Genomic DNA, 22,168 nt, shown 5'->3' on the forward strand with positions numbered 1-22,168 from the left:
TTTTTTGGATGGTGGCCGGCGCGGGGCAACGGGCCCGGCCGGCGGAGCCGCCGGCCGAATTCGTCCGGCCGGGATCGCTCGCCGCATATTGACAGTATGCGTATAATCAGTGTACATCACGATTATGGCCTGTCAACAATCAGGCGCGCGGCATTTGTCGCCGAACCGCCGGCCGCCCGGCATGTCCCGGCCGGCCCGGCATCTCCGCCATAACCACCGCAAATTCGGGATCAGGGACCATGTCGCCAGAACAGAACTATCCGGCGGTCCGCTTCGTCGTCCGGTACGGCCTTTGGCTGGCCGTCGCCGCCGGGCTGGCGCCGCTCTTCGTGGCGGCGGTGGCGCTGCTGTCCGGCTGGGGCGGCGGCGCCGCGCTGGTCCTGGCGCTGAGCGCCCCGCTGCTGTTCCTGGTGATGAAGGCGTTCGCGGAACTGGTCGCCATCATCTCCGACATGCTGCTGCCGAAGTAACCGCCGGGCGGAACGCCCGCGACGCAAAATCCGGGAGGGAAGAGACCGCATGAAAACCGATCTGGTCGTCATCGGCGCCGGCATCGCCGGGCTGGTGGCCGCGAACCGTGCCGCCGAACTCGGCTTGTCCGTCGCCGTGCTGGAGAAGGGGGCCGAGGACCGCTACCTCTGCAATTCCCGCTACACCGGCGGCGCCTTCCACATCGGCATGCGCAGCCTGAACCGTCCGGTGGAGGAGGTGAAGGACACCATCCGCAGCGAAACGGACGGCTTCGTCGACGAATCCCTGGTGGAGATGCTGGCGACCGAGGCGCCGCGCGCCGTCGACTGGCTGCGCCGCCAGGGGATCCGCTTCATGAAGGCGGGGCCGCGCGACTGGCAGGACACCGTGCTGGCGCCGCCGGCCCTGCCGCAACCGGGATTGAACTGGGAGGGCAGGGGCGGCGACACGCTGCTGCGCACGCTGGGCGCCGCCCTGGAAAAGCGCGGCGGCAGCATCCACCGCGGCGTGCGTGCCCGCGACCTGACGATGGAGGACGGCCGCTGCGTCGGGCTGCGGGCCGACCGGGACGGCGGGACGCTGACGGTGGAGGCCCGGGCGGTGGTCATCGCCGACGGCGGTTTCCAGGGCGACCCGGACCTGGTGCGCACCCTCGTCTCGCCGGTTCCCGAAGCCGTGCGCCAGCGCGGCGCCGGCACCGGCGGCGGCGACGGTCTGCGGATGGCCGTCCAGGCCGGCGCGGCCCTGCGGGGGACGCCTTATGTCTACGGCCACATCCTGTGCCAGGATGCGCTCACCAATGACAGGCTTTGGCCCTACCCCTGGCTCGACGAGATCGTGATGGCCGGGCTGGTGGTGGACCGGAGCGGCGCGCGCGTCGTCGACGAGGGCCGCGGCGGCGTCCATGTCACCAACATGATCGCCAAACTGGACGACCCGCTGGGGGCGACTGTGATCTTCGACCGGCCGATCTGGGACGGGCCGGGAACCGAATCGATCATTCCGGCGAATCCGCACCTGCCCCGCGTCGGCGGCACCCTCATCGAGGCCGACACGCTGGAGGGGCTGGCGGAAAAGCTCGGCATCCCGGCGGACCGGCTGGCGGCGACGGTGGCCGCCTACAACGCCGCGGTGGATGGCGGCGCCACCGCCGGCCTCACGCCGCCGCGCAGCACCGGCCGCGCGCGCCCCTTCCCGGTCCGCAAGGCGCCGTTCCAGGCGATCCGTCTGGTCGCCGGTATGACCTACACCATGGGCGGCATCGCCATCGACGACCGCAGCCGGGTCCGGCGCGAGGACGGCACGGCGATCGGCGGCCTGTTCGCCGCCGGGGCGACCACCGGCGGGCTGGAGGGCGGCGACGCCATCGGCTATGTCGGCGGCCTGACCAAATCGTCGGTCACCGGCCTGCGGGCTGCCGAGACCGCCGCCGCCGAGCTTGGCGAGGGCGGGGGCGGGGGCGGGGGCGGGGTGGGGCGGTGAGGCCGGATATGGAAAGCGCTCCCGCCGCCGACCCTTCCGCCGGGACGCCGCTTCTGTGCCGGCCGGTCGCCCTGCGCGGGACGACGCTGCGCAATCCAATCGTCATCTCGCCGATGTGCCAGTATTCGGCGGTGGACGGCGAGGCCGGCGACTGGCACCGGGTCCATCTCGGCCGCTTCGCCATGGGCGGGGCCGGCATGGTGATGGTCGAGGCGACGGCGGTGACCGAACAGGGCCGGATCACGCCCGGCGATCTCGGCCTGTGGGACGACCGCCAGATCCCCGGCCTGCGCGGCATCGCCGCGATGCTCAAGGCGTTCGGGGCGGTTCCCGGCATCCAGCTCGGCCATGCCGGCCGCAAGGCGGCCAGCCAACGGCCCTGGCAGGGGCACGGCCCGCTCGGCGCCGCCGACGCGGCGCGCGGGGAGCCGCCCTGGCCGGTCGTCGGCCCCAGCCCGCTGCCGGTCGCCGACGGCTGGCAGCTGCCGGCGGAGCTGGACCGCGCCGGCCTCGCCACGCTGGTCGAGGCGTGGCGCGGCGCGGCGGCGCGGGCGCTGGAGGCGGGGTTCGAGGTGGTGGAGCTGCATTGCGCCCACGGCTACCTGCTGCACCAGTTCCTGTCGCCGCTCGCCAACCGGCGCACCGACGGCTATGGCGGCGATCTGGCCGGGCGCTGCCGCTTCCCGCTGGAGGTGGCGGCGGCGGTGCGGGCGGTCTGGCCGTCCGACCGGCCGATGTTCGTCCGCATCTCGGCGACCGACTGGATCGACGGCGGCTGGACCGTCGAGGACAGCGTCGCCTTCAGCCGCGACCTGCGCGACCTCGGGGTCGACGTGATCGACTGCTCCTCCGGCGGCATGACCGGGGTTTCGGCCACCGCGGCGGCGATTCCGCGCCATCCCGGCTTCCAGGTTCCCTTCGCCGAACGGATCCGGCAGGAGGCCGGGATCGCCACCATGGCGGTCGGGCTGATCCTCGACGGCCGGCAGGCGGAGGCGATCCTGCGCGACGGGCAGGCCGACCTCGTCGCCATCGGCCGGGAGGCGCTGGCCGATCCCAACTGGCCGCTGCATGCCCGGCAGCAGCTGTGCGGCGGCGGATTCGACGGCTGGCCGGAGCAGGCCGGCTGGTGGCTGGCCCGGCGGGCGCGGGCGCTCGACCGCAAGCTCGACCGCAAGCCGGACTGACGGCTTCCGCCTCCCGGAGGAGGCGCGGCAACCGAAACAACGGGACAGGCGGCGGACCGGCGCGCTCCTCACGGCGCGGCGCCGGTGGCCGCCCAATTGGGAAGGCACCGACATGAGCGACATCGTCGTCCGCGAAGAGACGGACATCGTGGTGGTGGGCGGCGGCGGCTCCGGCCTGACCGCCGCCATCTTCGCCCGCCGGGAAGGCGCGCGGGTGGTCCTGCTGGAGAAGCACACCGAGCTGCGCGGCAGCACCGGCCTGTCGATCGGCTCGATCACCGCCACCGGCACCCCCCACCAGCGCCGGGCCGGCATCGCCGACGATCCCCAGGCCCATTTCGAGGATATGGGGAAGTTCGCCGCCAAGCTCGCCGGCGACCGCGCCGCCGCCGCCGACAACGAGGAACTGCGGCGCATCCTGGTGGAGAATGTCCCGGCCAGCGTCGACTGGCTGATGTCGCTGGGGGTGACCTTCTACGGCCCGATGCCGGAGCCGCCGCACCGGCAGCCACGCATGCACAATGTGCTGCCCAACTCGCGCGCCTACATCTATTTCGTGGCGCGCGAGGCACGGCGCGCCGGCGTCGACGCCCGGGTCGAGGCGACGGTCGGGCGGCTGCTGGTGGAGGACGGCCGCGTCGTCGGCGTGGCAGCACGCATCGCCGGCCGCTCCCACGAGCTGCGCGCCCGCCGCGCGGTCATCCTGGCGACCGGCGACTATTCGTCCAGCCCGGACTGGAAGCGGCGCTTCAACCCGGCGGTGGCCGAGGTGGATGGCGTGAACACGACCAATGTCGGCGACGGACACCGGTTCGGCGAGGAACTCGGCGCCGAGGTGAGGTTCGGGGAGATCGTCTACGGCCCGAACCTGCGCTTCATGCCGCCGGACAAGCCCAGCATCCTGCTGCGGCTGCCGCCGCACCGGCTGCTGACCGGCGCCATGCGCATGGCCCTGGAGAAGCTGCCGACCTGGCTTCTGCGCCCCTTCATCCTGTCCTTCGTCACCACCTATCTCAGCCCCGAGCCGTCGCTGTTCCGCGAGGGGGCGATCCTGGTCAACAAGCGGGGCGAACGCTTCGCCGACGAGCTGGACCGCCCGAACTATGCCCTGGCCGAACAGCCCGGCAAGGTCGGCTACATCGTCTTCGACGACGCGGTGGCGCGCAGGTTCGGCAAATGGCCGCATTTCATCTCGACCGCTCCCGGCGTCGCCTATGCCTATCTCCAGGATTACCGGCGGACGCGGCCGGATCTCTACCACCGCGGCCGGACGATCGAGGAGCTGGCGGCCTCCATGGGGGTGCCCGCCGCGGCGCTGGGCGGGGCGGTCGCCGCCCACAACGCCGCGCCCGGCGGCCGGCCGGCCATCGGCAAGGGGCCGTACCACGCGCTGGGACCGGTCAAGAGCTGGATCATCCTGACCGACGGCGGCCTCACGGTGAACCGCAACCATCAGGTGACGCGCGGCGACGGACAGGCGATCCCCGGACTCTACGCCGTCGGATCGGTCGGGCAGGGCGGCCTGCTGCTGGAAGGGCACGGCCATCACCTGGCCTGGGCCTTCACCTCCGGACGGCTGGCCGGCGCCCATGCGGCCAGGAACCATGGACACTCCACCGGTGCCGCCGCCCCTGCCCCTGGCCGCGCCAGGGATCCGGTGACGGAGGCGCAAGCGGGCCGCTAGGCCCCGCGCGTCACCCGCCCGCCGCCGCCGGGCCGGTCGGAATGCGGCCGAGCGGAACGCCACCGAGCGCCGCGGCGTCGAGGCGGCGGTCGTGCAGCGCGCTGGCCACCAGCACGGCGTCGGCGCCGTGCGCGGCGAGCGCGGCCAGATCGGCCGCATCGCGCACGCCGCCGGCCGCCCACACCCGCAGCCCCGGGCGGAGCGCCGCCAGCGCGGCGATCCGCTCCAGATCGGGCCCCTCTCCCGACCCGACGCGGTCGAGCGTCATGGCGATCACCCGCGCCGGCCACAGGTCCGCCCGTTCGTGCAGGACCGCCGGCCCCAGCGCCCGGCCCTGGCGGATGTCGAGCGACAGCGCCACCCGGTCGGCCCCCGCCATCGCCATCGCCGCCTCCAGCGTCGCGGTCCCGGTCTGGCTTTCGCTGCCGATCACCAGATGGCCGATCCCGGCATCGAGCCAGCGGCGGCAGTCGCCGGGCGTCGCCAGCCCGGCATCCACCCAGAAGGCGACCTCCGGCCAGCGCGCCTGGAGCGCCGCCACCGCCGTCCGGTGGTCGCCGCTACCCCGGATGGCGTCGAGGTCGGCGACGTAGCATGCCCGGAAGGGATGCAGCGCCAGAAGCGCGCCCACGATATCCTCGGGAACGGCGCCCGCGATCAGGCTGCTGTCGATCGGGCGGTAGCGGTCGCGCTCTCCCCGCCGGGCATGAACCACCTGTGCGCCCAGCAGGTCGATGACGGGAATGACGTCCATGAGGCGAGGCTTTCATCGGGTTCTGGTCTGTGAATACGTCACCGGCGGCGGCCTGTCCAACGCGCCGCTGCCGACCGGCCTGATGGCGGAGGCCGAGGCGATGGTCGGTGCCCTGGCCGGTGACCTCGCCATGCTGGACGGCATGCAGGTCGTGCTGTGCCGGGACAGCCGTCTGCCGCCGCCCGCCGTCCTGTCCTCCGCCCCTCCCGGCCGGGTCGCCCTGTTCCCGGTGGAGCCGGGCGAGGATGCCGATGCGCGCTGGCGCGACGCGGCCGGCGGCTGCGATGCGGTCTGGCCAATCGCACCGGAATGCGACGGGCTGCTCGGCCGGGTGACGGCGCTGTTCCGCGCCACCGGCCGCCCGGTGGTGGCCTGCGCGCCCGACGCGCTGGCGGTCGCCTCCTCCAAGATCGCGACGGCGGCGCGGCTGGCCGCCCATGGCATCGCCACCGTTCCGACCGTTCTCCTCGGCGACCAGCCGCCCGCCGCTGCCCGCCATGTGGTGAAGCCGGACGACGGCGCCGGCTGCCTCGACACCTTCATGGTCGACGACATCGCCGGCTGGCGCCCCCCGGCTCCCGGCCGCTGGATCGTCCAGCCCCTGGTCGAGGGGGAGGCATGCAGCTTCTCCATGCTGGTCGGCGGCGGACCGGCGGGCGGCGGGGTGCGGCTGCTGGCCTGCAACCGGCAGAATGTCACGGCCGAAGCCGGCCGCTTCACCTTCCATGGCGTCGAGGTGGGCGCGCGGGAGGATCGCCGGGCCGCCTGGGAGCCGCTGGCGCGGGCGGTCGCCGCCGCCATTCCGGGGCTGCGCGGCTATGTCGGCGTCGACCTGATCGACCGGCCGGCCGGTTCGGAGTCGAATGGCCCGGTGGTGGTGGAGGTCAATCCGCGGCTGTCCGTCGGCTATTGCGGGCTGTCGCGGGTGCTGGGCCGGAACCCGGCGGCCGACATCCTCGAGCTGTTCATCCCGCCGCCGCCATGGCCCGTCTCGGCCGACGGCGGGGGCGTCCGTCACATCACCATTTGACGGTGGCATGGACCAGGAAGGAGCGTCCCGCCTCCAGGTAGCGGCGGCGGTCGGCGGCGGTTTCGGATACGCCGACCACATTGATGTAATTGTAATATTCCTGATTGAACAGGTTCTTGACCGATGCCCCGACCGACAGATGCTCCGTCGGGTTCACATGCGCCGAGAGATCGACCGTGGTGAAGGACGGCGCCTTCAGGTAGGTCGAACTGCTGACGTCGTCGGCCTTCTTGGCGAAGGCGTGGGTGGCGACGACCTCGGCGCCCCAGAAATCGTCCGGCGCGTTGTAGGACAGGCCGGCGTTCAGGGTCAGCGGCGCCACCTCGTCGATGGCGGTCTTGGCGTCGAGATCGAAGCCGCGCGCGAAGGCCGCCGCGCCGAACAGCGCCCAGCCCGGCCGGAACCGCCACTCGCCCTTGCCTTCGATGCCGAAGATCTCGACGTTGGAGATGTTCTGCGACTGGTAGCGCAGCAGGCCGGCGCTGCTGCGGCCGACCGCGCGCTGGGCGATGAAGTTCTTGTACCGGTTGTAGTAGCCGGAAAGCTGGAAGCTCGACCCTTCGGTGAATTTGCCGCGCAGGCCGGCTTCGACGCCGTTGCTGGTTTCCGGCTCCAGGTTGGCGTTGGGCAGCACCTCATAGCCGTAGGTCGGGTTCGAGAAGCCCAGGTTGGCGTCGTCATAGGGCGGCGCGCGGAAGCCGTGGGCATATTGGCCGAACAGCGAATAGTCGCGGGTCAGCTCGTAGGTGACGCCGAATTTCGGCGACAGCGCCAGCTTGTCGAGCCTGGACGGTGTGGAGGAGGGGTTGGAGGCGAGATAGGCCGCATCCAGTTCCGGGTTCATCCGGTAATAGTCGAGCCGCAGCGCCGGCACCAGCCGCAGCCGGTCGATGGTGACCTCGTCCTGGATATAGCCGCCCAGCATCAGGGTCGTGGTGTTGGGGAAGGTGCGGCTGGGATAGGTGTCGCCGTTGTAGCTCTTGGCGGTGGCGCCGGTCGCCGTGTTGGTCAGCGTCACGTCGCGCATCCGTTCGGTGCGGATGTGGTCGGCGCTGATGCCGTAGGAGATGCGGTTGGGCAGGCCGAACCAGCTGGTGTCGGAGCGCAGATTGACCGCCGCGCCGACGATGCGCTGCTCGGAGTCGTTCCGCGTTTCCTCGCGCAGGGTCGAGCGCGCCGGAAACAGCGTGTTGGTCGAGCTGGTGACGGCGCCGGTGCGGGTGCGGTTTTCCCGATGGTCGTAGCCGGTGGCGTAGAGCCGCCAATCGATATGGTCGATGAAGCCGATGGGGGCGTCGTGGGAATGGTCGACCCCGATGCGCCAGCGCCGCGCCCGGTCGTCGCTGACCGAATCGGCGACGGTGCCGCGGGTTGTCCGCATCGGCGACATCGAGAAGATGTAGCTTGCGGCGGCGCCCACGTCGTTGCGCAGGCTGGTGTCGGTATCGCGCTGGAAATACTCGCCGGTCACCGTCACCTTGTCGGGGCCGCGCTCCCAGGCCAGCTTCGCCAGGGCGTTGTTGACCCGATAGTCCTGCGGGTTGCGGAGGCTCTTGTCCTTCGCCTTGTACTCGTCGCCGTCGCGCCGGGTGAAGATGCCGAGGATCGAGAACTCGCCCGACCGCATGGCCGCGGTGCCGGTTTCGGAGAAGGAGCGGTCGACGCTGTCGAAGGCGCCCTTCAGCGAGGCATGGAAATCCTTGCCGGGATAGAGATAGTCCGCCGGATCCTTGGTGACGTAGCCGACCACGCCGCCCAGCGCGTCGGAACCGTAGAGGGCGGAGGAGGGGCCGCGCACGATCTCGACCTGCTTCAGCGACTCGAGATCCACCGCGTCGCGGCTGTAGCCCGCCGAGGGACCGGCCGATTTCGGCGTCTCAGGCAGGCGGGTGCCGTCGATCAGCATCAGCACGCGGTTGTCGGTGATGCCGCGGATGGCGAAGCCGCCGGCCCCGGCGCGGGCGGGGGCGTTGCTGACCGTCACGCCCGGCTCGTAGCGCGTCAGGTCCTGCAGCCGGTGGAGGCCGCGGGTTTCGATCTGCTCCTCCCCGATCACCGAGATGGTCGAGGTCGCCTCGTCCACCCGCCGCTGTCCGCGCTCGCCATAGACGGTGACGGCGTCGAGCACGGTCGCCGGCTGGCCGGCCTGCGGCTTTGCCGCGACCTGTGCCGCCCCCTGTGCCGCCCCCTGCTCCGCCGGCTGTCCCGCCGTCTGCGCCAGCGCGGCCGGCACGGCCAGCGTCAGCGCCGATGCCGACAGCCACAGCGCCCGGCGCAACCGTCCGGGTCCGGCGCCGCGCCGTCCCGGTATGCGCCCCGGGCTGTGGCACGATGTGTTGGGGGATGCCGTCATGTCTGTCTCTCCTCGCTTTTTTTGGGTCGCGCCGGACACGGGCCGCGCAACGTCGCAGCATTCGCTATTGATTATTATTCGCAATTCAGGCTTGCGGCATGGCCAAGCCGGCGGGACGCGCCGGGATTGCCCATGCCGGCCTTGCGGGGGGCGCTCCGGTCAGGCCCCCGGCGTGCGGAGGCGGGCGCGCAGTTCGGTGAAGCGCTCGACCTGATCGGTCAGCAGCTGGCGCTTCTCGTCACGGCCGACGAAAATCTTGAACATCGCCTCGCCGTCGCCGTTGAAGAAGATCACGGCGCAGCTGTCGCCGCTGCCCATGAAGGGACGGCGGACGAAGCCGACGGCCGTGCAGCGGTCCAGTCGGATATGGCCGCCGATCGGGCTGCCGCCGGCCAGATTGTAGAAGCCGCGACCGAACTGGCCGAGCGGCAGCGGCCCTTTGCATTCCAGCACCAGATCGGCACTGTGCACCAGGACGGTGACGGTTCCCCAGCCGGCGATGTCGGTCATCGCGGCTTCGGCCGCCGTGCCGGGCGCGAAGTCCCGCATCTCCGCCGGCAGGCAGTCCACGACGCGGTGCAGGCTGAACCCCGTCTGTGCCGCCACGGCCTCGAGCACGCCGCCGGGGTCGGCGAGGAGCCGTCCGCGCAGGGCGTCGAGGCGTGCATCGACGCCGTCGGTATCGGCACCGGCGGCAGTAGCAGTGGCGGCGTCGCTGGCGTCTGCGTGGTGTGCGGTCATGGCGGGGTCCGATGGGAAGGGGGTGGGGACGGGCGGCCGGAACCGGCGGAGCGCCGGTCCGGTGACAATATGAGAATAAGTCGCAGTTGCGTTTCGGCTCAACCGCGCTTCCCTTAACGCCGCTTAATCCGGCGGCCCGTGCCGGCCCAGCCGGATCGTCGCGCGCAGCCCCGGCCCGTTGTCGTCCATCAGCAGGCCGCCGCCATGCAGCGTGGCGATGGCGCCGACGATGGACAGGCCGAGCCCGTGTCCCGGCACCGTCTGCGACGGGTCGAGCCGGAAGAAGCGCTGGACCGCCAGCGCCCGCTGCCCGGGGGTCAGCCCGCGGCCGCGGTCGGCGACGCACAGCTCCTCCCACCCGTCGCGGATGTGGGCGGAGAGCAGGATCTCGTTGCCGTCGGCCGCATATTTCAGCGCGTTGTCCACCAGGTTGGCAACCGCCTGGAACAGCAGCGTGCGGTCGCCGCGGATGCGCATCCCCGGTTCCGCCGCGACGGCGAGCAGGACGCCCGCCTCCTCCGCCAGCGGCAGGTAGGATTCGCGGATCTCCTCCAGCAGCGGATCGGCCGCCAGCGGCTCCATGCTCAGGCTGCAACGGGCGGTCTCGATTTCGCCCAGCCGCATGATGGCGCGGAACAGCTGCTGGATGCGGCGGGTCTCCTCGATGCCGTCCTCGAGCGCGCGGCGGATTCCGGGATCGGCGCACTCCTCGGCGATGCCGGTCAGCCGGTTGTGCAGGTGGGTCAGCGGCGTCCGCAGTTCGTGCGCGATGCTGCTCGACACGCTCGACACCTCCTCCACCAGCCGGTTCACCCGGTCCAGCGTGCGGTTGATCTCGCGGCCCAGGCTGGCGAACTCGTCGTCGGTTTCGCCGATGTCGATCCGGCGGTTGCGGTCGCCCCCGGCGTAGGAGGCCAGCGCCTCGCTCATGGCGGCGACCCGGCGCAGCGTGCCGGAGCTGAAATGGACACCGAAGGTCAGGCTGGTCAGCAGGAACAGCAGTACCCCGACGCCGGCCGCCAGCGGCACCGCGCGCATCTGGGTCAGCATCGGCTGGATGTCGTAGGCATTGATGAAGCGCCCGCCGTCGGGCAGCGCGATCACCATCGCCTGCATCTTCCAGCCGTCCGTCTCGTCCTTTCCCCGGCGCTCGACCAGCCCGGTCGGGCAGGACCGGAGCCGGGCCGGATCGCAGGACAAGGCGTCCAGCAGCCGCGCCGCGGTCCCGTCGTCGCCGTAGAGCACCCGGCCGGCCGGGTCGAGCACCAGGCGCCTGCGCGCCGTCTCCGGTTCGAAACGCTCGCGGGCGCGCAGTTCGGCGGCCAGCTCCGGGGCCGCGCCGAAACCGCCCAGCTGGCGTTGGGTCGCGGTGTCGCGTTCCAGCAGGACGGTCACATGGTCCTTGACCAGATCGGTCAGCAGGCTGCGGCTCCACAGGACGGCGCCGGCGGTGACGACCACGAAGACGGCGCCGATGGTCATCGTCTGCCGGAAGCTGCGGGTGTCGAGCAGCGGGCGGATGCGGGCGCGCAGGCCGCCCTTCCGCCTGCCGGGCCGGCGGTTCCGCGGACGATTGCCTGACGAGCGCCGGAAGGGGTCAACCCAGCGCATAGCCGATCGCCCGCACCGTGCGCAGCAGCGGCGGATCGAAATCCCTGTCGATCTTGCTGCGCAGCTTGAAGACATGCACCTCGACCAGATTGGTCGGCGGATTGAAGCCGTAGCCCCAGGCCTTTTCCAGCAGCATGGTCCGCGTCACCGTCTGGCCCGGATTGCTCATCAGGATGTGCAGCAGCCGGAACTCCTTGTCCGTCAGCTCGATCGCCACGTCCTGCCGCGTCACCCGCCGTTGGGCCACGTCCATCACCAGGTCGCCCACGGTCAGCAGATCGCCCGGGGCGGCCATCGTCTGGTGATGGCGGCGCGCCAGATGCTCCAGGCGCACCAGCAACTCGGCGAAATCGAAGGGCTTGCCGAGATAATCGTCGGCCCCGGCACGCAGCCCGGCAACGCGGTCGGACGTCTCGTCCAGCGCCGACAGCACCAGCACCGGCGGATGGCGCGTGCCGTCCAGCCGCTTCAGCACCTCCATCCCGTCGAGCTTCGGCAGCATGCGGTCGAGCACCACGACGTCGAACGCCTCTTGTGCCAGCAGGCGCAGCGCGTCCTCGCCGTCGCCGGACAGGCGGCAGGAATGGCCCGAGCCGTTCAGCTTGGCCCCGATCCAGTAGCTGACGGCCGCATCGTCCTCGACGACCAGAACGCGCAACGCCTCCTCCTCCCCGACCCGTGGCCCGGCCCCCGGGCCAACACACAGTTGATATTAATAATCAGTCGCGATTTAGCCGTCCAGCCCGGCCGGCGGCTGGCCGGTGGTGGCGAAGACCGCGCCCAGCCCGTCGGGCGCCGGCATCCGGACGAAGCGGGTGGCGAACACCCGTTCCAGCACGGGCACCGGCAGGGCTGCCATGGACCCGCTCCACGCCGTCCGTCCATCGGCCAGCAGCAGCCCGTCGTCGCAATAGCGGGAGGCCAGCGTCATGTCGTGCAGCACCACGGCGCAGGCCCCGCCGGTCCGGGCCATCCAGGCGCGGGCCGCCCGCAGCAGGTGATGCTGGTGCGCCGGGTCCAGGCTGGCCGTCGGCTCGTCGAGCAGCAGATAGCCGGCCGCCGTTCCATCCTCCGCGACCGGACCCCGCGGCGCGGCCAGCGCTCCGCCCGCAAGCTGGGCCAGCGCGCGGGCGAAGGCGACCCGCTGGCTCTCGCCGCCCGACAGCTGGGGAAGCAGGCGGTCGCGCAATCCTTCGGCATCGGCGGACCGCAGGCTGTCGGCGACCAGCCGCCGCCGCTCCGCCAGGCTGCAGGGCGCCGCCTCGACGGCGAGCGTCATCGCCTCCTCCACCGAGAAGGCGAAGCCGGCGGCGGGATGCTGGATCACCAGCGCACGGCGCCGGGCGAGCAGGCGGGGCGGCAGATCGCGCAACTCCCGGCCGTCGAGCCGGACGGTGCCGCCTGTCGGCCGCCTTTCGCCCGACAGCAGTGTCAGCAGGGTCGATTTGCCGGCCCCGTTGGGACCGAGGATCGCCAGCATCCGCCCCGGCGTCAAAGCCAGGGTCACGTCATCGACCAGCCGGCGCCCGCCGGCGGCGAAGGAAACATGCTCGGCATGCAGCAAGATGGCCTCCTCAACCAAACGGGCGTCCGCCGCGGGCGCGCAGCAGCCACAGGAAGACCGGCGCGCCGACGGCTCCCAGCAGCAGGCCGACCGGGACGTCCGCCGGGGCGGCGATGCTGCGGGCGGCGGTGTCGGCCAGGATCAGCAGGGTGGCCGCCGCCAGGGCGGTCGCCGGCAGCAGCCGGCGATGCGCCGGCCCCAGCCACAGCCGGATCATGTGGGGCACGACCAGCCCGACGAAGCCGATCAGGCCGGAGACGGCGACCGCCGCCCCGACGCCCAACGCCACCAGCAGGACGGTGCGGACCGCGAACCGGTGCGGATCGAGCCCGAGCAGGAAGGCGTCGCGCTCGCCCAGCGCATAGAGGTCGAGCCGCCTCGCATCGGCCAGCAGCCCGGCGGTCGCCAGCGCCATCAGCGCCATCGCCGGGCCGATCTGCGCCCAGGCCGCACCGCCGAAGCCCCCCATCATCCAGAAGGTCATCTGCCGCAAGGCCTGGTCGTCGCCCAGATAGCTGCACAGGCCGATGCCGGCGGCTCCGAGCGCATTGACGGCGATGCCGGCCAGCAGCATGTCGGTGGCCGAACAGCGCCCGTCGCGCCGCGCCAATCCCAGGATCAGCGCCGTCGCCGTCAATGCACCGAGGAAGGCGGTTACCGGCAGCAGGGCGGACAGCGACAGGCCGCTGGCCGACAAACCCAGCCCGGCAACCCCCAGCATCATCGTGGCCGATCCGGCGAAGGCGGCCCCGCTCGACACGCCGACCAGCCCGGGATCGGCCAGCGGATTGCGGAAGATCGCCTGGAGCGACGCCCCGGCCACGCCCAGCGTCACGCCGACCGCGGCCGCCAGCAGGATGCGCGGCAGGCGCAGCGTGACCAGCACCGCGGCGTCGCGGGCGCCCAGCGGCTCGCCGGACAGCCCGGCCGCCTGCGCCAGATGCGAGAGCATCCGCCCGACCGGCACGGCGATGCTGCCGGTCGACAGGGCGACCAGCATTGCCACCGCCATCGCTGCCGCCAGCAACGCCAGGGCGGGGCCCAGGGGCGGCCGGCGTGTCGACGGGGCCGCCTTCGCCGCGGCGGCGACGGAAAGTCCGGCGCTCATGGCCCGGCCTTCATGCCCTGCGCGCGCACCAGCGCTTCCACCGCGTCGGGCGTGCGCAAGCCGAGCCCGACCAGCAGCGCCCCGTCGATCTGGACGACGCGGCGGTCGCGCGCCGCCGGGGTCATCGACAGTTGCGGCAGGGCGAGCAGGCCGTCCAGCCCGCCCGACCGTTCCACCAGCGTCCGGCTGACCAGCAGGATCTGCGGTTCCGCCGCCAGCGCGGCTTCGGCCGACAGCGGGGGATAGTCGCGGTCGCTGTCGATGGCGTTGCGCCCGCCGGCCATGGCGATCAGCGCGTCGGGAACGGTGCCGCGTCCGGCCGCCATCATGCCGCCCGGCCCGCCGCCGACCAGGCAGAGCACCCGCGCCCCGGCGCCGCCCGAGCGGGTCGCCCGCTCCACCTCGGCGGCCAGGGCGGACAGCCGGGCGTTCACGTCCCGGACCAGCTGCCGGCCCGCCTCCTCCCGGCCCAGGATGCGGGCGACCGTCGCGATCTTGGCTTCCAGCCCGGCGCGGTCGGACACTTCCGGCACCGTCTCCACCGTCACGCCCATGGCGCGGAGCTGGTCGAAGGCGGTTTGCGGGCCGGCCCCGGCGATGGCCAGCACATGGGTCGGGGCGAGCGACATCAGTCCCTCCGCCGACAGGGTGCGCATATAGCCGACATCGGGCTTCGCCGCCGCCGCCGGCTGGCGGCTGACCGTGTCGCGTCCGACCACGCTGTCGCCGGCCCCCAGCGCGAAGGCCAGTTCGGTCACCGGGGCGCCGATGGTGACCAGCCGCATGTCCGCCGCCAGGGCGGCCGGTGCCGTCAGGCCGGCTGCGGCAATGGCTGCTGCCGCGGCAATCGAAACGCGTCGCCACAGGCGGGGCACATGGTGGAGCGCAAGGCGGGGCACATGGCGGGGCACATGGCGTGGCGGGGCGTGGCGGTTGGCGGTCTTCGTCATCGGTCCCGGCACCTCATGCGCCTTCCGGCATGTCCGGCAGCGACCGGGCCAGCGCACGCCACTCGGCCCGTTCCGGCTTGTCCTCGTCGCGCTGGCCGCACAGGATCGCGCAGGTCTCGCCCGCCCGGTCATAGAGTTCGACGGTGGTGATGCCGCCCTTGCCGGTCGGCTTGAACACGACCCAGGCGCTTGCCAGCCGCGCCATGTCGCAGCGCAGCCGGAAGCCGGGGTCGTCGATGGTCAGCCGGTCGTCGGCCATCGACAGGGCGTCGATCCGGCCGGTGTGGATCTGGATGCAGCCGGGATTGCCGACGAAGACCATGATCTCCTGCCGATGGTCGCGCGCCGTCTCCAGCAGCCCGGCCAGGGCGGACAGCGGAATTTCTCGGGCGAAATCGCGGCCGGCCAGCCGCATGGCCCGAAGGCGCTCCACACCGAACCGCTTCAGCATGCCGTGGAACTCATGGACATCAGTCATCGCCGCCCAGGCGGCGCGCAGGGCGGCGACGTCGATGTCCGCGTCCTCGGCAACGGCCGGCGCGGCGGTGGCTGTGGCGGCGGATGCGACGGAAACCCCGGCCTCGCCGGTGCGATGGTCGGCCAGGAAGCTTTCCCAGGCGATGGGGTCCGATCCGGCGGTGCGGTGGATGGCGTGGATCGGACGGCCGTGACCGTCACGGACCAGGATGGCGTCGGCGGCCGGATCGTGGACGGTGTGGCTCCAGTGCCGCGGGAAGATCCGCAGATCCACGTCGCGGTTCAGCACGATCAGCGCATGGCCGCTGCCGGACACGTTGCCGTAGGCACCGACCTTCTCATGGATCAGCGCGGTGTTGCCGGTGACGACCCGGACCGGGCCGAGCGCGTCGAGCCGCGGCAGCACGGCCGGCCAGTCCACGTCCAGGCGGACATGGCCGGTCGCGGGGGGCTGTTCGGTGGAGGGCAGCGGGGTGTCGGGCATGGGGAAGATCCTTGGATGGGCCGGTCGATGCCGTGCGGCCTCGATGCGGCGGTGCGCTTCCCCTGATGATCATGATAGTCATTCTCAATGACAAGGCGGGGTTCATTAACCCGCTTTAATCGCGCGGCCGATGGGGTATCGCCGGGCCTTCCGCCAGGCGGCACCGTCCGGTTCGAAGGGGGCGGACCCAAAAAATGAGAATCTTTCGCATTTCATCCTGAGGCTGGAGGCGCGCCCGTTCGTCTGAGGGGAAAGGGCGCGGGTTCCTGCGGAGAGGATTGAGATGAGCGCTGGCAAGTCGCGCACGCGGCTGTGGTTCCTGTGGCATTCCTGGCTGGCGATGCCGATCTGGGCCTTCCTGTTCTTCATCTGCCTGACCGGCACCATCGCCGTGGTCAGCACCGAGATCACATGGCTGGTCGATCCGTCGATGCGGGCGTCGGGCGACGGCGAGCCGCTGCCGCCGAGCGCGCTGATCGCCGCGGCGGAGGAGGCGGCGCCGGGCGGGCGGGTGAGTTCGCTCAGCTGGGGCGGATCCCACATGGCGGTGGGCGCCGAGATGGCGATGCCCGACGGCACCTTCACCACCGCTTGGGTCAACCCGGTCAGCGGCGTGGTGCAGGGCATCTCCTCCGGCGCTTCGTTCCGCCAGTTCATCCGCGCGCTGCATGGCTGGCTGATGACCTATCCGACCGGCTGGTATCTGGTGACGCTGCTGGCGATCCCGCTGGTCGGGTCGCTGGTCACCGGGCTGGTGGTCTACAAGCGCTTCTGGAAATCCTTCTACCAGCCGCGCATCCGCTGGAACCAGGCGCCGCGCGTGATGTGGGGCGACCTGCACCGCGTCGCCGGCACCTGGTCGATCTGGTTCATCGCCGTCATCGCCGTCACCAGCCTGTGGTTCCTGATCTACATCGCGCTGTTCCATCTCGGCATCGGGCTGGGCGGCAGCAAGGCGCCGGTGATGGTCGCGCGCGACAGCATCCCGGTGACGGCGACCGCGCCGAAGGTCGATGCCGACGCCATCGTGGCGTCCGCCATGGCGGCGTTGCCCGACATGCGGCTGCGCTACATGCGGCTGCCGGACACCGCCTACGACACGGCGTCGGTCATCGGCTCCAGCGGGCAGGTGCCGCTCTTGCCCGACATCCTGCGCATCGACCCCTACACCGCCGAGGTGATGGCGGTGGAAGGCGGGCTGGACGGCGCGTCGGGCGTCGAGCTGACCCGCACCATCATGCGGGCGCTCCACACCGGCGATTTCGGTGGCCTGCCGATCAAGCTGGTCTGGTTCGCCTTCGGGTCGCTGATGACCCTGCTGGTGTTCAGCGGCATGCTGATCTGGATGAAGCGGACGGCGCGGGCCACCGTCGAGGCGGTGCGCGGGCTCAAGCTGGCGAGGGGCTCGTCCAATGCGTAAGCTGTGGCAGCGCGGCAAGTTCCATCTCAGCGCGCTGATGCTGCTGGTGCCGCTTCCCTTCCTGCCCAACTATTTCAGCCCGAAGCCGATCTTCGCCCCGCCCGAGATCCGGCGGGATCTGACCGCCGGTGCCTTCCCCCTCCGGCTCGTCACCTACGACGAGTCGCCCCATCGGGGTGGGAACGGCGAGCGGATGAAGGAGTACCGCATCCATCTCCGCCCCGCCGACATCGACAAGGTGCGCGGCGTCTTCCTGCGCGTCGGCAAGCCGCGCAACCTGCGCGCCGCGGGCGCGCTCGGCTTCGGCAACCCGTATGAACGCGAAGCCGAGGTGGCGGTGCCGGCCGAGCCCGCCGGAACGGAGGAGCTGTGGGTGACGGTCGAGGACTGGAGCGGGCAGGTGCATCAGGCATCGACCCCGTTGGCCGGTTTCCTGGGAGGCAAGTGATGAATCCGCGTCTTTTCACTCTGGCGGCCGGGCTCGCCCTGTCCGCTCTGTTCCCCGCCGCCACCGCCCATGCCCATTACCCGGTCTGCGAATGCCGGATGGCGGACGGCCAGACGGTGGTCTGCACCGGCGGATTCTCCGACGGATCGAAGGCGCCCGGCGTGGTGCTCGACGTCATCGCCTATGACGAGCAGGTGCTGGTCAAGGGCAGGCTGGGTGCGGATTCGACGCTGTCCTTCCCGCGCCCGGCCCAGGATTTCTACGTCCTGTTCGACGCCGGTCCCGGCCATACGGTCGAGATCGAGCACAGCGCCATCAAATAGGGCCTCCGTCCGATGCATCACCAGATCGTCCGCCGCGCGGGGGCCGAGCGCGAGACCCTGTGGGTCCTGCTCGCCGCCGGCCTGATCCTCGCGTCCGCCGCCACCGTCGCCGGGCTGCGGTCCGCACCGGAGGCGGAAGCGCCGCCGGTCGCCGGCCAGATCGACTCCCGCACCGGCCTGACCGCCGCCGAGCAGGGGCTTCACGCCGACCTCAAGGCGGCGGCGGCGGAGATCGCCGACCTGCGGCGCACCGGCGGACAGGCGCCGGCCCCGGCCGAACTGGCCGCCCAGGCGCTGCCGCCCTTCGCCGCCGACCCCAGCGCCGCGGCGCGCGGCGGCCATGCCTGGACCCTGGCCGAAGCCGGCGGGACCGTCGCCTATGCCGGCATCTCCGCCCAGCCCGGGCTGGCGGGATCCCTGGTCCTGCTGCTGGACGGGCATAGCGACAGCCATGCCCCCGGGATCTGGCTGAAGCGCGCCGCCGAAGCGCCGCCCGCCCGCCTCGACGAGGCGTCGCTGGCCGCCGCCGGCTGGAAGCGCATCACCTCCACCTTCACCGCCGGTGTGACCCGATGACCGTCTCGACGAACCGCCGCCGCTTCCTCGCCGCCGCGCTGGCGGCCGGCGCCTTCGCCACCGGCATCCTGCCCGCGAACGCCCGTGCGGACGTGCCGGCCGGGCGCCGCCGCTTCGGCGTCACCCTGCATCCCTACTATTCCTACGTCGCCAACATCGTCGGCGATCTGGCCGAGGTGGTGCCGATCATTCCCGCCGGCTTCAACCCGCACGCCTACGAACCGCGCCCGGAGGACATCCAGCGCATCGGCAGCCTCGACGCCATCGTGCTGAACGGCATCGGCCACGACGATTTCGCCGGCCGGATGATCGCCGCCTCGTCCAAGCCCGCCCTGCCGGTGGTCGAGGCCAACGCCGACGTGCCGCTGCTGCCCGCCGCCGGCTCGGCGGCGCGCGCGTCGGGCAAGGTGGTCAACCCGCACAGCTTCCTGTCGATCACCGCTTCGGTGCTCCAGGTCGCCACCATCGCCCGCGAGCTTGGGCGGCTCGATCCCGCCAACGCCGACGCCTACGCCGCCAACGCCCGCGCCTATTCCCGCCGGCTGCGCCAGCTGCGGGCCGACGCCCTGGCCAGGCTGGCGGCCAAGCTGGCTTCGGCCGACGGCACCAGCCTGCGCGTCGCCACCATCCACGGCGCCTACGACTATCTGCTGCGCGAGTTCGGGCTGGAGGTTTCCGCCGTGGTCGAACCGGCCCATGGCATCGAGCCCAGCCCGGCGCAGCTCGCCGAGACCATAGCGACGATGCGCCGGCTCGACGTGCAGGTGATCTTCTCGGAGCTGAACTTCCCCAGCGCCTATGTCGAGACGATCCGCCGCGAGACCGGCATCCGGCTCTACGCCTTCTCCCACATCTCGCACGGCGACTACGCCGCCGACCGGTTCGAGCGCGAGATGGCCAGCAACATGGACACGCTGGTCCAGGCGATGGTGGAGGCCAAGCCGTGACGGGCCGCTCCATCACCGGCCGCCCCATGACCGGCTGCGGCCCCGGCATCCTGTTCGACCGGGTCGACCTGACGCTCGGCCGCACCGCCATCCTGGAACAGGTTTCGCTCACCGTCGCCCCCGGCGCGGTGCATGCGGTGGTCGGCCCCAACGGCGGCGGCAAGTCGTCGCTGATCCGCGCCCTGCTCGGCCAGGCGCCGCACCGCGGCACGATCCGGCTCGACTGGCCGGGCGAGGCGCCCGGCACCGTCGCCTATGTACCGCAGGCGGTCGAGTTCGACCGCGGCCTGCCGCTGACGGTCGAGGATTTCCTGGCGGTGCTGTGCCAGCGCCGTCCCGCCTTCCTGGGGCCGGACCGGCGGATGGGCTATGGCGAGGCGCTGGCCCGCGTCGGCATGGCCGGCAAGGGGCGCCGCCGCTTCGGCGCCCTGTCGGGCGGCGAGCGCCAGCGCGTCCTGCTCGCCCAGGCGCTGATCCCGGCGCCCGACCTGATCGTCCTCGACGAGCCGATGACCGCGCTCGACGAGGCCGGCGTCGCCATCTTCGAAGCCCTGCTGGCCGAGCTGGCCGCCGCCGGCACCACCATCCTGTGGGTCGAGCACGATCTTGCCCAGGTCCGCCGGCTGGCGACGCGGGTGTCGGGGCTGAACCGGCGCGTGCTGTTCGACGGCCCGCCAATGGAGATGCTGTCGCCCGAGCGGGTGCTCGACCTGTTCTCCGCCGTTCCCCGCCAGCGGGCGGAAGCGGACGCCGGCGAACCCGCCGCCCGGAGGATCGCGTCATGAGCTTCGAGGCCCTGCGGACCCTGGTCCAGGGCTGGGCCGGGGCCGGGCTGCTGCCCGCCGGCCTGACCCATGGCTTCCTGGTCAACGCGCTGCTGTCCGGCCTGGTCATCGGCCCGGTGCTGGGCGGGCTCGGCACGCTGGTGGTGACCAAGCGGCTGGCCTTCTTCTCCGAGGCGGTCGGCCACGCGGCGCTGACCGGCGTCGCCATCGGCATCCTGGTGGGGGAGCCCTACACCGGCCCCTATGCCAGCCTGTTCGGCTATTGCCTGCTGTTCGCGCTGCTGGTGAACTACACGCGCAACCGCAGCAACCTGACCTCCGACACGCTGATCGGCGTCTTCCTGTCGGTGTCGCTGGCGCTCGGCGCCAGCCTGCTGCTGATCCTGGCCAGCCGGGTCAACATCCACATCCTGGAGAATGTGCTGTTCGGCTCGGTGCTGACGGTGGACGACCGCGACCTCACCGTCCTGCTGGCGGTCGCCCTCGGCGTCACCGCACTGATGCTGCCGCTGTTCAACCGGCTGCTGCTGGCCAGTTTCAACCCGGCGCTGGCGCGGGTGCGCGGCGTTCCGGTGAAGGGGCTCGACTATCTGTTCATCGTGCTGGTGACGGTGGTCACCGTCGCATCGGTCAAGATCATCGGCGCCATCCTGGTCGGCGCCCTGCTGGTGATTCCGGCCGCCGCCGCGCGGGTCGTCGCGACGTCGCTGCGCGGCTTCTTCCTGCTGTCGGTCGCCTTCGCCAGCGTGGCGGCCGTCGCCGGCATCCTGCTGCCGGTGCAGCTGGCGCTGCCGGTGCCGTCGGGCGGCGCCATCATCCTGGCGGCCGGCCTGCTGTTCCTGGGCGCGCTGCTGGTGCGTCTGGTCATGAGGGGGGAAGAATGATGAGGCGCATGACGGCCGCAGCGCTCCTGCTGCTGGCGATATCGCAGGCCGCGCCGGAGGCGTCGGCCGAAACGGTGCTTGCCGGCCACCCGGTCACCGCCGGGCTGGCCCAGGCGCTGACCCGGGGCACCGGGGTGACGGTCGAGGCGGTGGTGCCGCCCGCAATCCCGATGGGGCGCCAGCATGCCTTCCTCGCCGGGCGTGGCGAGGCCAAATTCGTCGAGGCGGCGCGCAAGGCCGACGCGGTGCTGACCCTGCGCTCGGTCTGGGCGGAGGATCCGCTCTACCCGCTGGCGCGGCGCGCCAACATCCGCCTCGTCGAGGTCGATGCCGCCCGGCCGGTGGACGGTGCGCTGCCGGGCATCGCGCTGCGCGACGGCGCCGCCTTCCCCTGGCTCGGCATCGCCAATGCCGGCCGCATGGCCGACATCCTGGCCGCCGACCTGCGGCGTCTCTATCCGGACAGCGCGACCGCCATCGACGCCAACCTTGCCGGGGTGAAGCGCGGGCTGCTGGCGCTGTCCTCGACCTCCGCGCAGGCGTTCGCCGCGCTGCCCGACCCGTCGGTGGCGGCATTGTCCGACCGTTTCGCCATGCTCGCCGCCGATCTCGGGCTCGACCTGCGCAAGGTCTGGACCCGAGACGACCGCGACTGGACGCCCGACTGTCTGGCCGAGCTGACCGCCTTCCTGAAGGCCGGGCGCATCCCGGCGGTGCTGCACCACCGCCAGCCGGCGGCGGAGATCGTCAAGGCCGTTACCGACGGCGGCGCCCGCCTGATCGTGATCGACAGCCTGGAGAGCGGCCCGCCCGCCGCCGTCGACGCCGCGCTGGCCCGGATCGCCGGCCAGCTCGAAGCCGGCCTGCGCGGGGCGTCGCGATAGGGCGC

Annotated in this window: 22 protein-coding genes; 13 read left to right on the plus strand and 9 right to left on the minus strand. The window is 72.0% G+C overall.

The annotated features are described in order from the left end of the window. Window positions 1-239 precede the first annotated feature (239 nt). The 4 genes from ABMY26_RS29035 (at window position 240) to ABMY26_RS29050 (ending at window position 4,824) form a co-directional block, all read left to right on the plus strand. Window positions 240-470 carry a hypothetical protein gene (locus ABMY26_RS29035; RefSeq protein WP_045584192.1) on the plus strand — a complete coding sequence of 77 codons (231 nt, stop codon included), beginning with the start codon at window positions 240-242 and terminating at the stop codon, window positions 468-470. Window positions 471-519: 49 nt separating this feature from the next. Then, complete coding sequence (locus tag ABMY26_RS29040; protein ID WP_372399646.1) at window positions 520-1,953, plus strand: FAD-dependent oxidoreductase; 1,434 nt, start codon at window positions 520-522, stop codon at window positions 1,951-1,953. An 8-nt stretch (window positions 1,954-1,961) separates the two neighbouring features. Continuing rightward, window positions 1,962-3,140 (plus strand): NADH:flavin oxidoreductase/NADH oxidase, encoded by a 1,179-nt coding sequence (locus ABMY26_RS29045; protein WP_372399647.1) that lies wholly within the window; start codon window positions 1,962-1,964, stop codon window positions 3,138-3,140. A gap of 112 nt (window positions 3,141-3,252) precedes the next feature. Continuing rightward, a complete protein-coding gene (locus ABMY26_RS29050; RefSeq protein WP_372399648.1) occupies window positions 3,253-4,824 on the plus strand; it encodes an FAD-dependent oxidoreductase in 1,572 nt (523 codons plus the stop codon). A gap of 10 nt (window positions 4,825-4,834) precedes the next feature. On the opposite strand, the gene ABMY26_RS29055 is transcribed toward ABMY26_RS29050, so the two are convergent. Continuing rightward, window positions 4,835-5,578, minus strand: coding sequence for a HisA/HisF-related TIM barrel protein (locus tag ABMY26_RS29055; RefSeq protein ID WP_372399649.1), 744 nt, complete (start codon window positions 5,576-5,578; stop codon window positions 4,835-4,837). Here ABMY26_RS29055 and ABMY26_RS29060 point away from each other — a divergent pair. Beyond that, complete coding sequence (locus ABMY26_RS29060) at window positions 5,577-6,608, plus strand: ATP-grasp domain-containing protein (protein WP_372399650.1); 1,032 nt, start codon at window positions 5,577-5,579, stop codon at window positions 6,606-6,608. The two genes, ABMY26_RS29055 and ABMY26_RS29060, sit on opposite strands and share 2 nt — an antisense overlap. Here the strand turns inward: ABMY26_RS29060 and ABMY26_RS29065 are convergent. The 8 genes from ABMY26_RS29065 to ABMY26_RS29100 form a co-directional block, all read right to left on the minus strand. Further along, the gene (locus ABMY26_RS29065) at window positions 6,598-8,961 is read right to left on the minus strand and encodes a TonB-dependent hemoglobin/transferrin/lactoferrin family receptor (RefSeq protein ID WP_372399651.1); all 2,364 of its coding nucleotides are present in this window, start codon (window positions 8,959-8,961) and stop codon (window positions 6,598-6,600) included. The genes ABMY26_RS29060 and ABMY26_RS29065 overlap by 11 nt on opposite strands. A gap of 159 nt (window positions 8,962-9,120) precedes the next feature. Continuing rightward, entirely contained in the window at window positions 9,121-9,702 is a 582-nt protein-coding gene (hutX, locus tag ABMY26_RS29070) for a heme utilization cystosolic carrier protein HutX (RefSeq protein WP_372399652.1), read from the minus strand. A gap of 123 nt (window positions 9,703-9,825) precedes the next feature. Further along, window positions 9,826-11,313, minus strand: coding sequence for a sensor histidine kinase (locus tag ABMY26_RS29075; protein WP_372399653.1), 1,488 nt, complete (start codon window positions 11,311-11,313; stop codon window positions 9,826-9,828). After that, complete coding sequence (locus ABMY26_RS29080; protein ID WP_372399654.1) at window positions 11,300-11,971, minus strand: response regulator transcription factor; 672 nt, start codon at window positions 11,969-11,971, stop codon at window positions 11,300-11,302. The genes ABMY26_RS29075 and ABMY26_RS29080 overlap by 14 nt, the downstream gene beginning before the upstream one ends. Window positions 11,972-12,043: 72 nt before the next feature. Beyond that, window positions 12,044-12,877 carry an ATP-binding cassette domain-containing protein gene (locus tag ABMY26_RS29085; RefSeq protein WP_372399655.1) on the minus strand — a complete coding sequence of 278 codons (834 nt, stop codon included), beginning with the start codon at window positions 12,875-12,877 and terminating at the stop codon, window positions 12,044-12,046. Between the two features lie 10 nt (window positions 12,878-12,887). Continuing rightward, on the minus strand, window positions 12,888-13,985 hold the full coding sequence (locus tag ABMY26_RS29090; RefSeq protein WP_372399656.1) for a FecCD family ABC transporter permease: 1,098 nt from the start codon (window positions 13,983-13,985) through the stop codon (window positions 12,888-12,890). Further along, entirely contained in the window at window positions 13,982-14,935 is a 954-nt protein-coding gene (locus tag ABMY26_RS29095; protein ID WP_372399657.1) for a hemin ABC transporter substrate-binding protein, read from the minus strand. The genes ABMY26_RS29090 and ABMY26_RS29095 overlap by 4 nt, the downstream gene beginning before the upstream one ends. Before the next feature lie 13 nt (window positions 14,936-14,948). Continuing rightward, window positions 14,949-15,896 carry a ChuX/HutX family heme-like substrate-binding protein gene (locus ABMY26_RS29100; RefSeq protein WP_372399658.1) on the minus strand — a complete coding sequence of 316 codons (948 nt, stop codon included), beginning with the start codon at window positions 15,894-15,896 and terminating at the stop codon, window positions 14,949-14,951. Between the two features lie 283 nt (window positions 15,897-16,179). Between ABMY26_RS29100 and ABMY26_RS29105 the strand changes: the two genes are divergently transcribed. The 8 genes from ABMY26_RS29105 to ABMY26_RS29140 are packed head-to-tail and all read left to right on the plus strand — an operon-like array spanning window position 16,180 to window position 22,163. Beyond that, window positions 16,180-17,316: a PepSY-associated TM helix domain-containing protein gene (locus tag ABMY26_RS29105; protein WP_372399659.1), complete on the plus strand. Its 1,137-nt coding sequence runs from the start codon at window positions 16,180-16,182 to the stop codon at window positions 17,314-17,316. Further along, entirely contained in the window at window positions 17,309-17,764 is a 456-nt protein-coding gene (locus ABMY26_RS29110) for a hypothetical protein (protein ID WP_372399660.1), read from the plus strand. Before ABMY26_RS29105 ends, ABMY26_RS29110 begins: the two co-directional genes overlap by 8 nt. Further along, window positions 17,764-18,087: a hypothetical protein gene (locus tag ABMY26_RS29115; protein WP_372399661.1), complete on the plus strand. Its 324-nt coding sequence runs from the start codon at window positions 17,764-17,766 to the stop codon at window positions 18,085-18,087. The genes ABMY26_RS29110 and ABMY26_RS29115 overlap by 1 nt, the downstream gene beginning before the upstream one ends. Window positions 18,088-18,099: 12 nt before the next feature. Continuing rightward, window positions 18,100-18,663 (plus strand): DUF6162 family protein, encoded by a 564-nt coding sequence (locus ABMY26_RS29120; protein WP_372399662.1) that lies wholly within the window; start codon window positions 18,100-18,102, stop codon window positions 18,661-18,663. Then, entirely contained in the window at window positions 18,660-19,610 is a 951-nt protein-coding gene (locus ABMY26_RS29125) for a metal ABC transporter solute-binding protein, Zn/Mn family (RefSeq protein WP_372399663.1), read from the plus strand. The genes ABMY26_RS29120 and ABMY26_RS29125 overlap by 4 nt, the downstream gene beginning before the upstream one ends. Continuing rightward, window positions 19,607-20,395, plus strand: coding sequence for a metal ABC transporter ATP-binding protein (locus tag ABMY26_RS29130; protein ID WP_372399664.1), 789 nt, complete (start codon window positions 19,607-19,609; stop codon window positions 20,393-20,395). Before ABMY26_RS29125 ends, ABMY26_RS29130 begins: the two co-directional genes overlap by 4 nt. Beyond that, complete coding sequence (locus ABMY26_RS29135; protein ID WP_372399665.1) at window positions 20,392-21,279, plus strand: metal ABC transporter permease; 888 nt, start codon at window positions 20,392-20,394, stop codon at window positions 21,277-21,279. The genes ABMY26_RS29130 and ABMY26_RS29135 overlap by 4 nt, the downstream gene beginning before the upstream one ends. Before the next feature lie 8 nt (window positions 21,280-21,287). Then, complete coding sequence (locus ABMY26_RS29140; RefSeq protein ID WP_372399666.1) at window positions 21,288-22,163, plus strand: metal ABC transporter solute-binding protein, Zn/Mn family; 876 nt, start codon at window positions 21,288-21,290, stop codon at window positions 22,161-22,163. The last annotated feature ends 5 nt before the right edge of the window (window positions 22,164-22,168 follow it).

This window comes from Azospirillum sp. HJ39 (genome assembly GCF_041507355.1).
Lineage (GTDB): Bacteria > Pseudomonadota > Alphaproteobacteria > Azospirillales > Azospirillaceae > Azospirillum > Azospirillum thiophilum.

Coding starts and splice junctions, on each gene's coding strand:
- ABMY26_RS29035 (WP_045584192.1), top strand. CDS start 240: ATGTCGCCAGAACAGAACTATCCGGCGGTCCGCTTCGTCGTCCGGTAC.
- ABMY26_RS29040 (WP_372399646.1), top strand. CDS start 520: ATGAAAACCGATCTGGTCGTCATCGGCGCCGGCATCGCCGGGCTGGTG.
- ABMY26_RS29045 (WP_372399647.1), top strand. CDS start 1,962: ATGGAAAGCGCTCCCGCCGCCGACCCTTCCGCCGGGACGCCGCTTCTG.
- ABMY26_RS29050 (WP_372399648.1), top strand. CDS start 3,253: ATGAGCGACATCGTCGTCCGCGAAGAGACGGACATCGTGGTGGTGGGC.
- ABMY26_RS29060 (WP_372399650.1), top strand. CDS start 5,577: ATGAGGCGAGGCTTTCATCGGGTTCTGGTCTGTGAATACGTCACCGGC.
- ABMY26_RS29055 (WP_372399649.1), bottom strand. CDS start 5,578: ATGGACGTCATTCCCGTCATCGACCTGCTGGGCGCACAGGTGGTTCAT.
- ABMY26_RS29065 (WP_372399651.1), bottom strand. CDS start 8,961: ATGACGGCATCCCCCAACACATCGTGCCACAGCCCGGGGCGCATACCG.
- hutX (WP_372399652.1), bottom strand. CDS start 9,702: ATGACCGCACACCACGCAGACGCCAGCGACGCCGCCACTGCTACTGCC.
- ABMY26_RS29075 (WP_372399653.1), bottom strand. CDS start 11,313: ATGCGCTGGGTTGACCCCTTCCGGCGCTCGTCAGGCAATCGTCCGCGG.
- ABMY26_RS29090 (WP_372399656.1), bottom strand. CDS start 13,985: ATGAGCGCCGGACTTTCCGTCGCCGCCGCGGCGAAGGCGGCCCCGTCG.
- ABMY26_RS29095 (WP_372399657.1), bottom strand. CDS start 14,935: ATGACGAAGACCGCCAACCGCCACGCCCCGCCACGCCATGTGCCCCGC.
- ABMY26_RS29100 (WP_372399658.1), bottom strand. CDS start 15,896: ATGCCCGACACCCCGCTGCCCTCCACCGAACAGCCCCCCGCGACCGGC.
- ABMY26_RS29105 (WP_372399659.1), top strand. CDS start 16,180: ATGAGCGCTGGCAAGTCGCGCACGCGGCTGTGGTTCCTGTGGCATTCC.
- ABMY26_RS29110 (WP_372399660.1), top strand. CDS start 17,309: ATGCGTAAGCTGTGGCAGCGCGGCAAGTTCCATCTCAGCGCGCTGATG.
- ABMY26_RS29115 (WP_372399661.1), top strand. CDS start 17,764: ATGAATCCGCGTCTTTTCACTCTGGCGGCCGGGCTCGCCCTGTCCGCT.
- ABMY26_RS29120 (WP_372399662.1), top strand. CDS start 18,100: ATGCATCACCAGATCGTCCGCCGCGCGGGGGCCGAGCGCGAGACCCTG.
- ABMY26_RS29125 (WP_372399663.1), top strand. CDS start 18,660: ATGACCGTCTCGACGAACCGCCGCCGCTTCCTCGCCGCCGCGCTGGCG.
- ABMY26_RS29135 (WP_372399665.1), top strand. CDS start 20,392: ATGAGCTTCGAGGCCCTGCGGACCCTGGTCCAGGGCTGGGCCGGGGCC.
- ABMY26_RS29140 (WP_372399666.1), top strand. CDS start 21,288: ATGACGGCCGCAGCGCTCCTGCTGCTGGCGATATCGCAGGCCGCGCCG.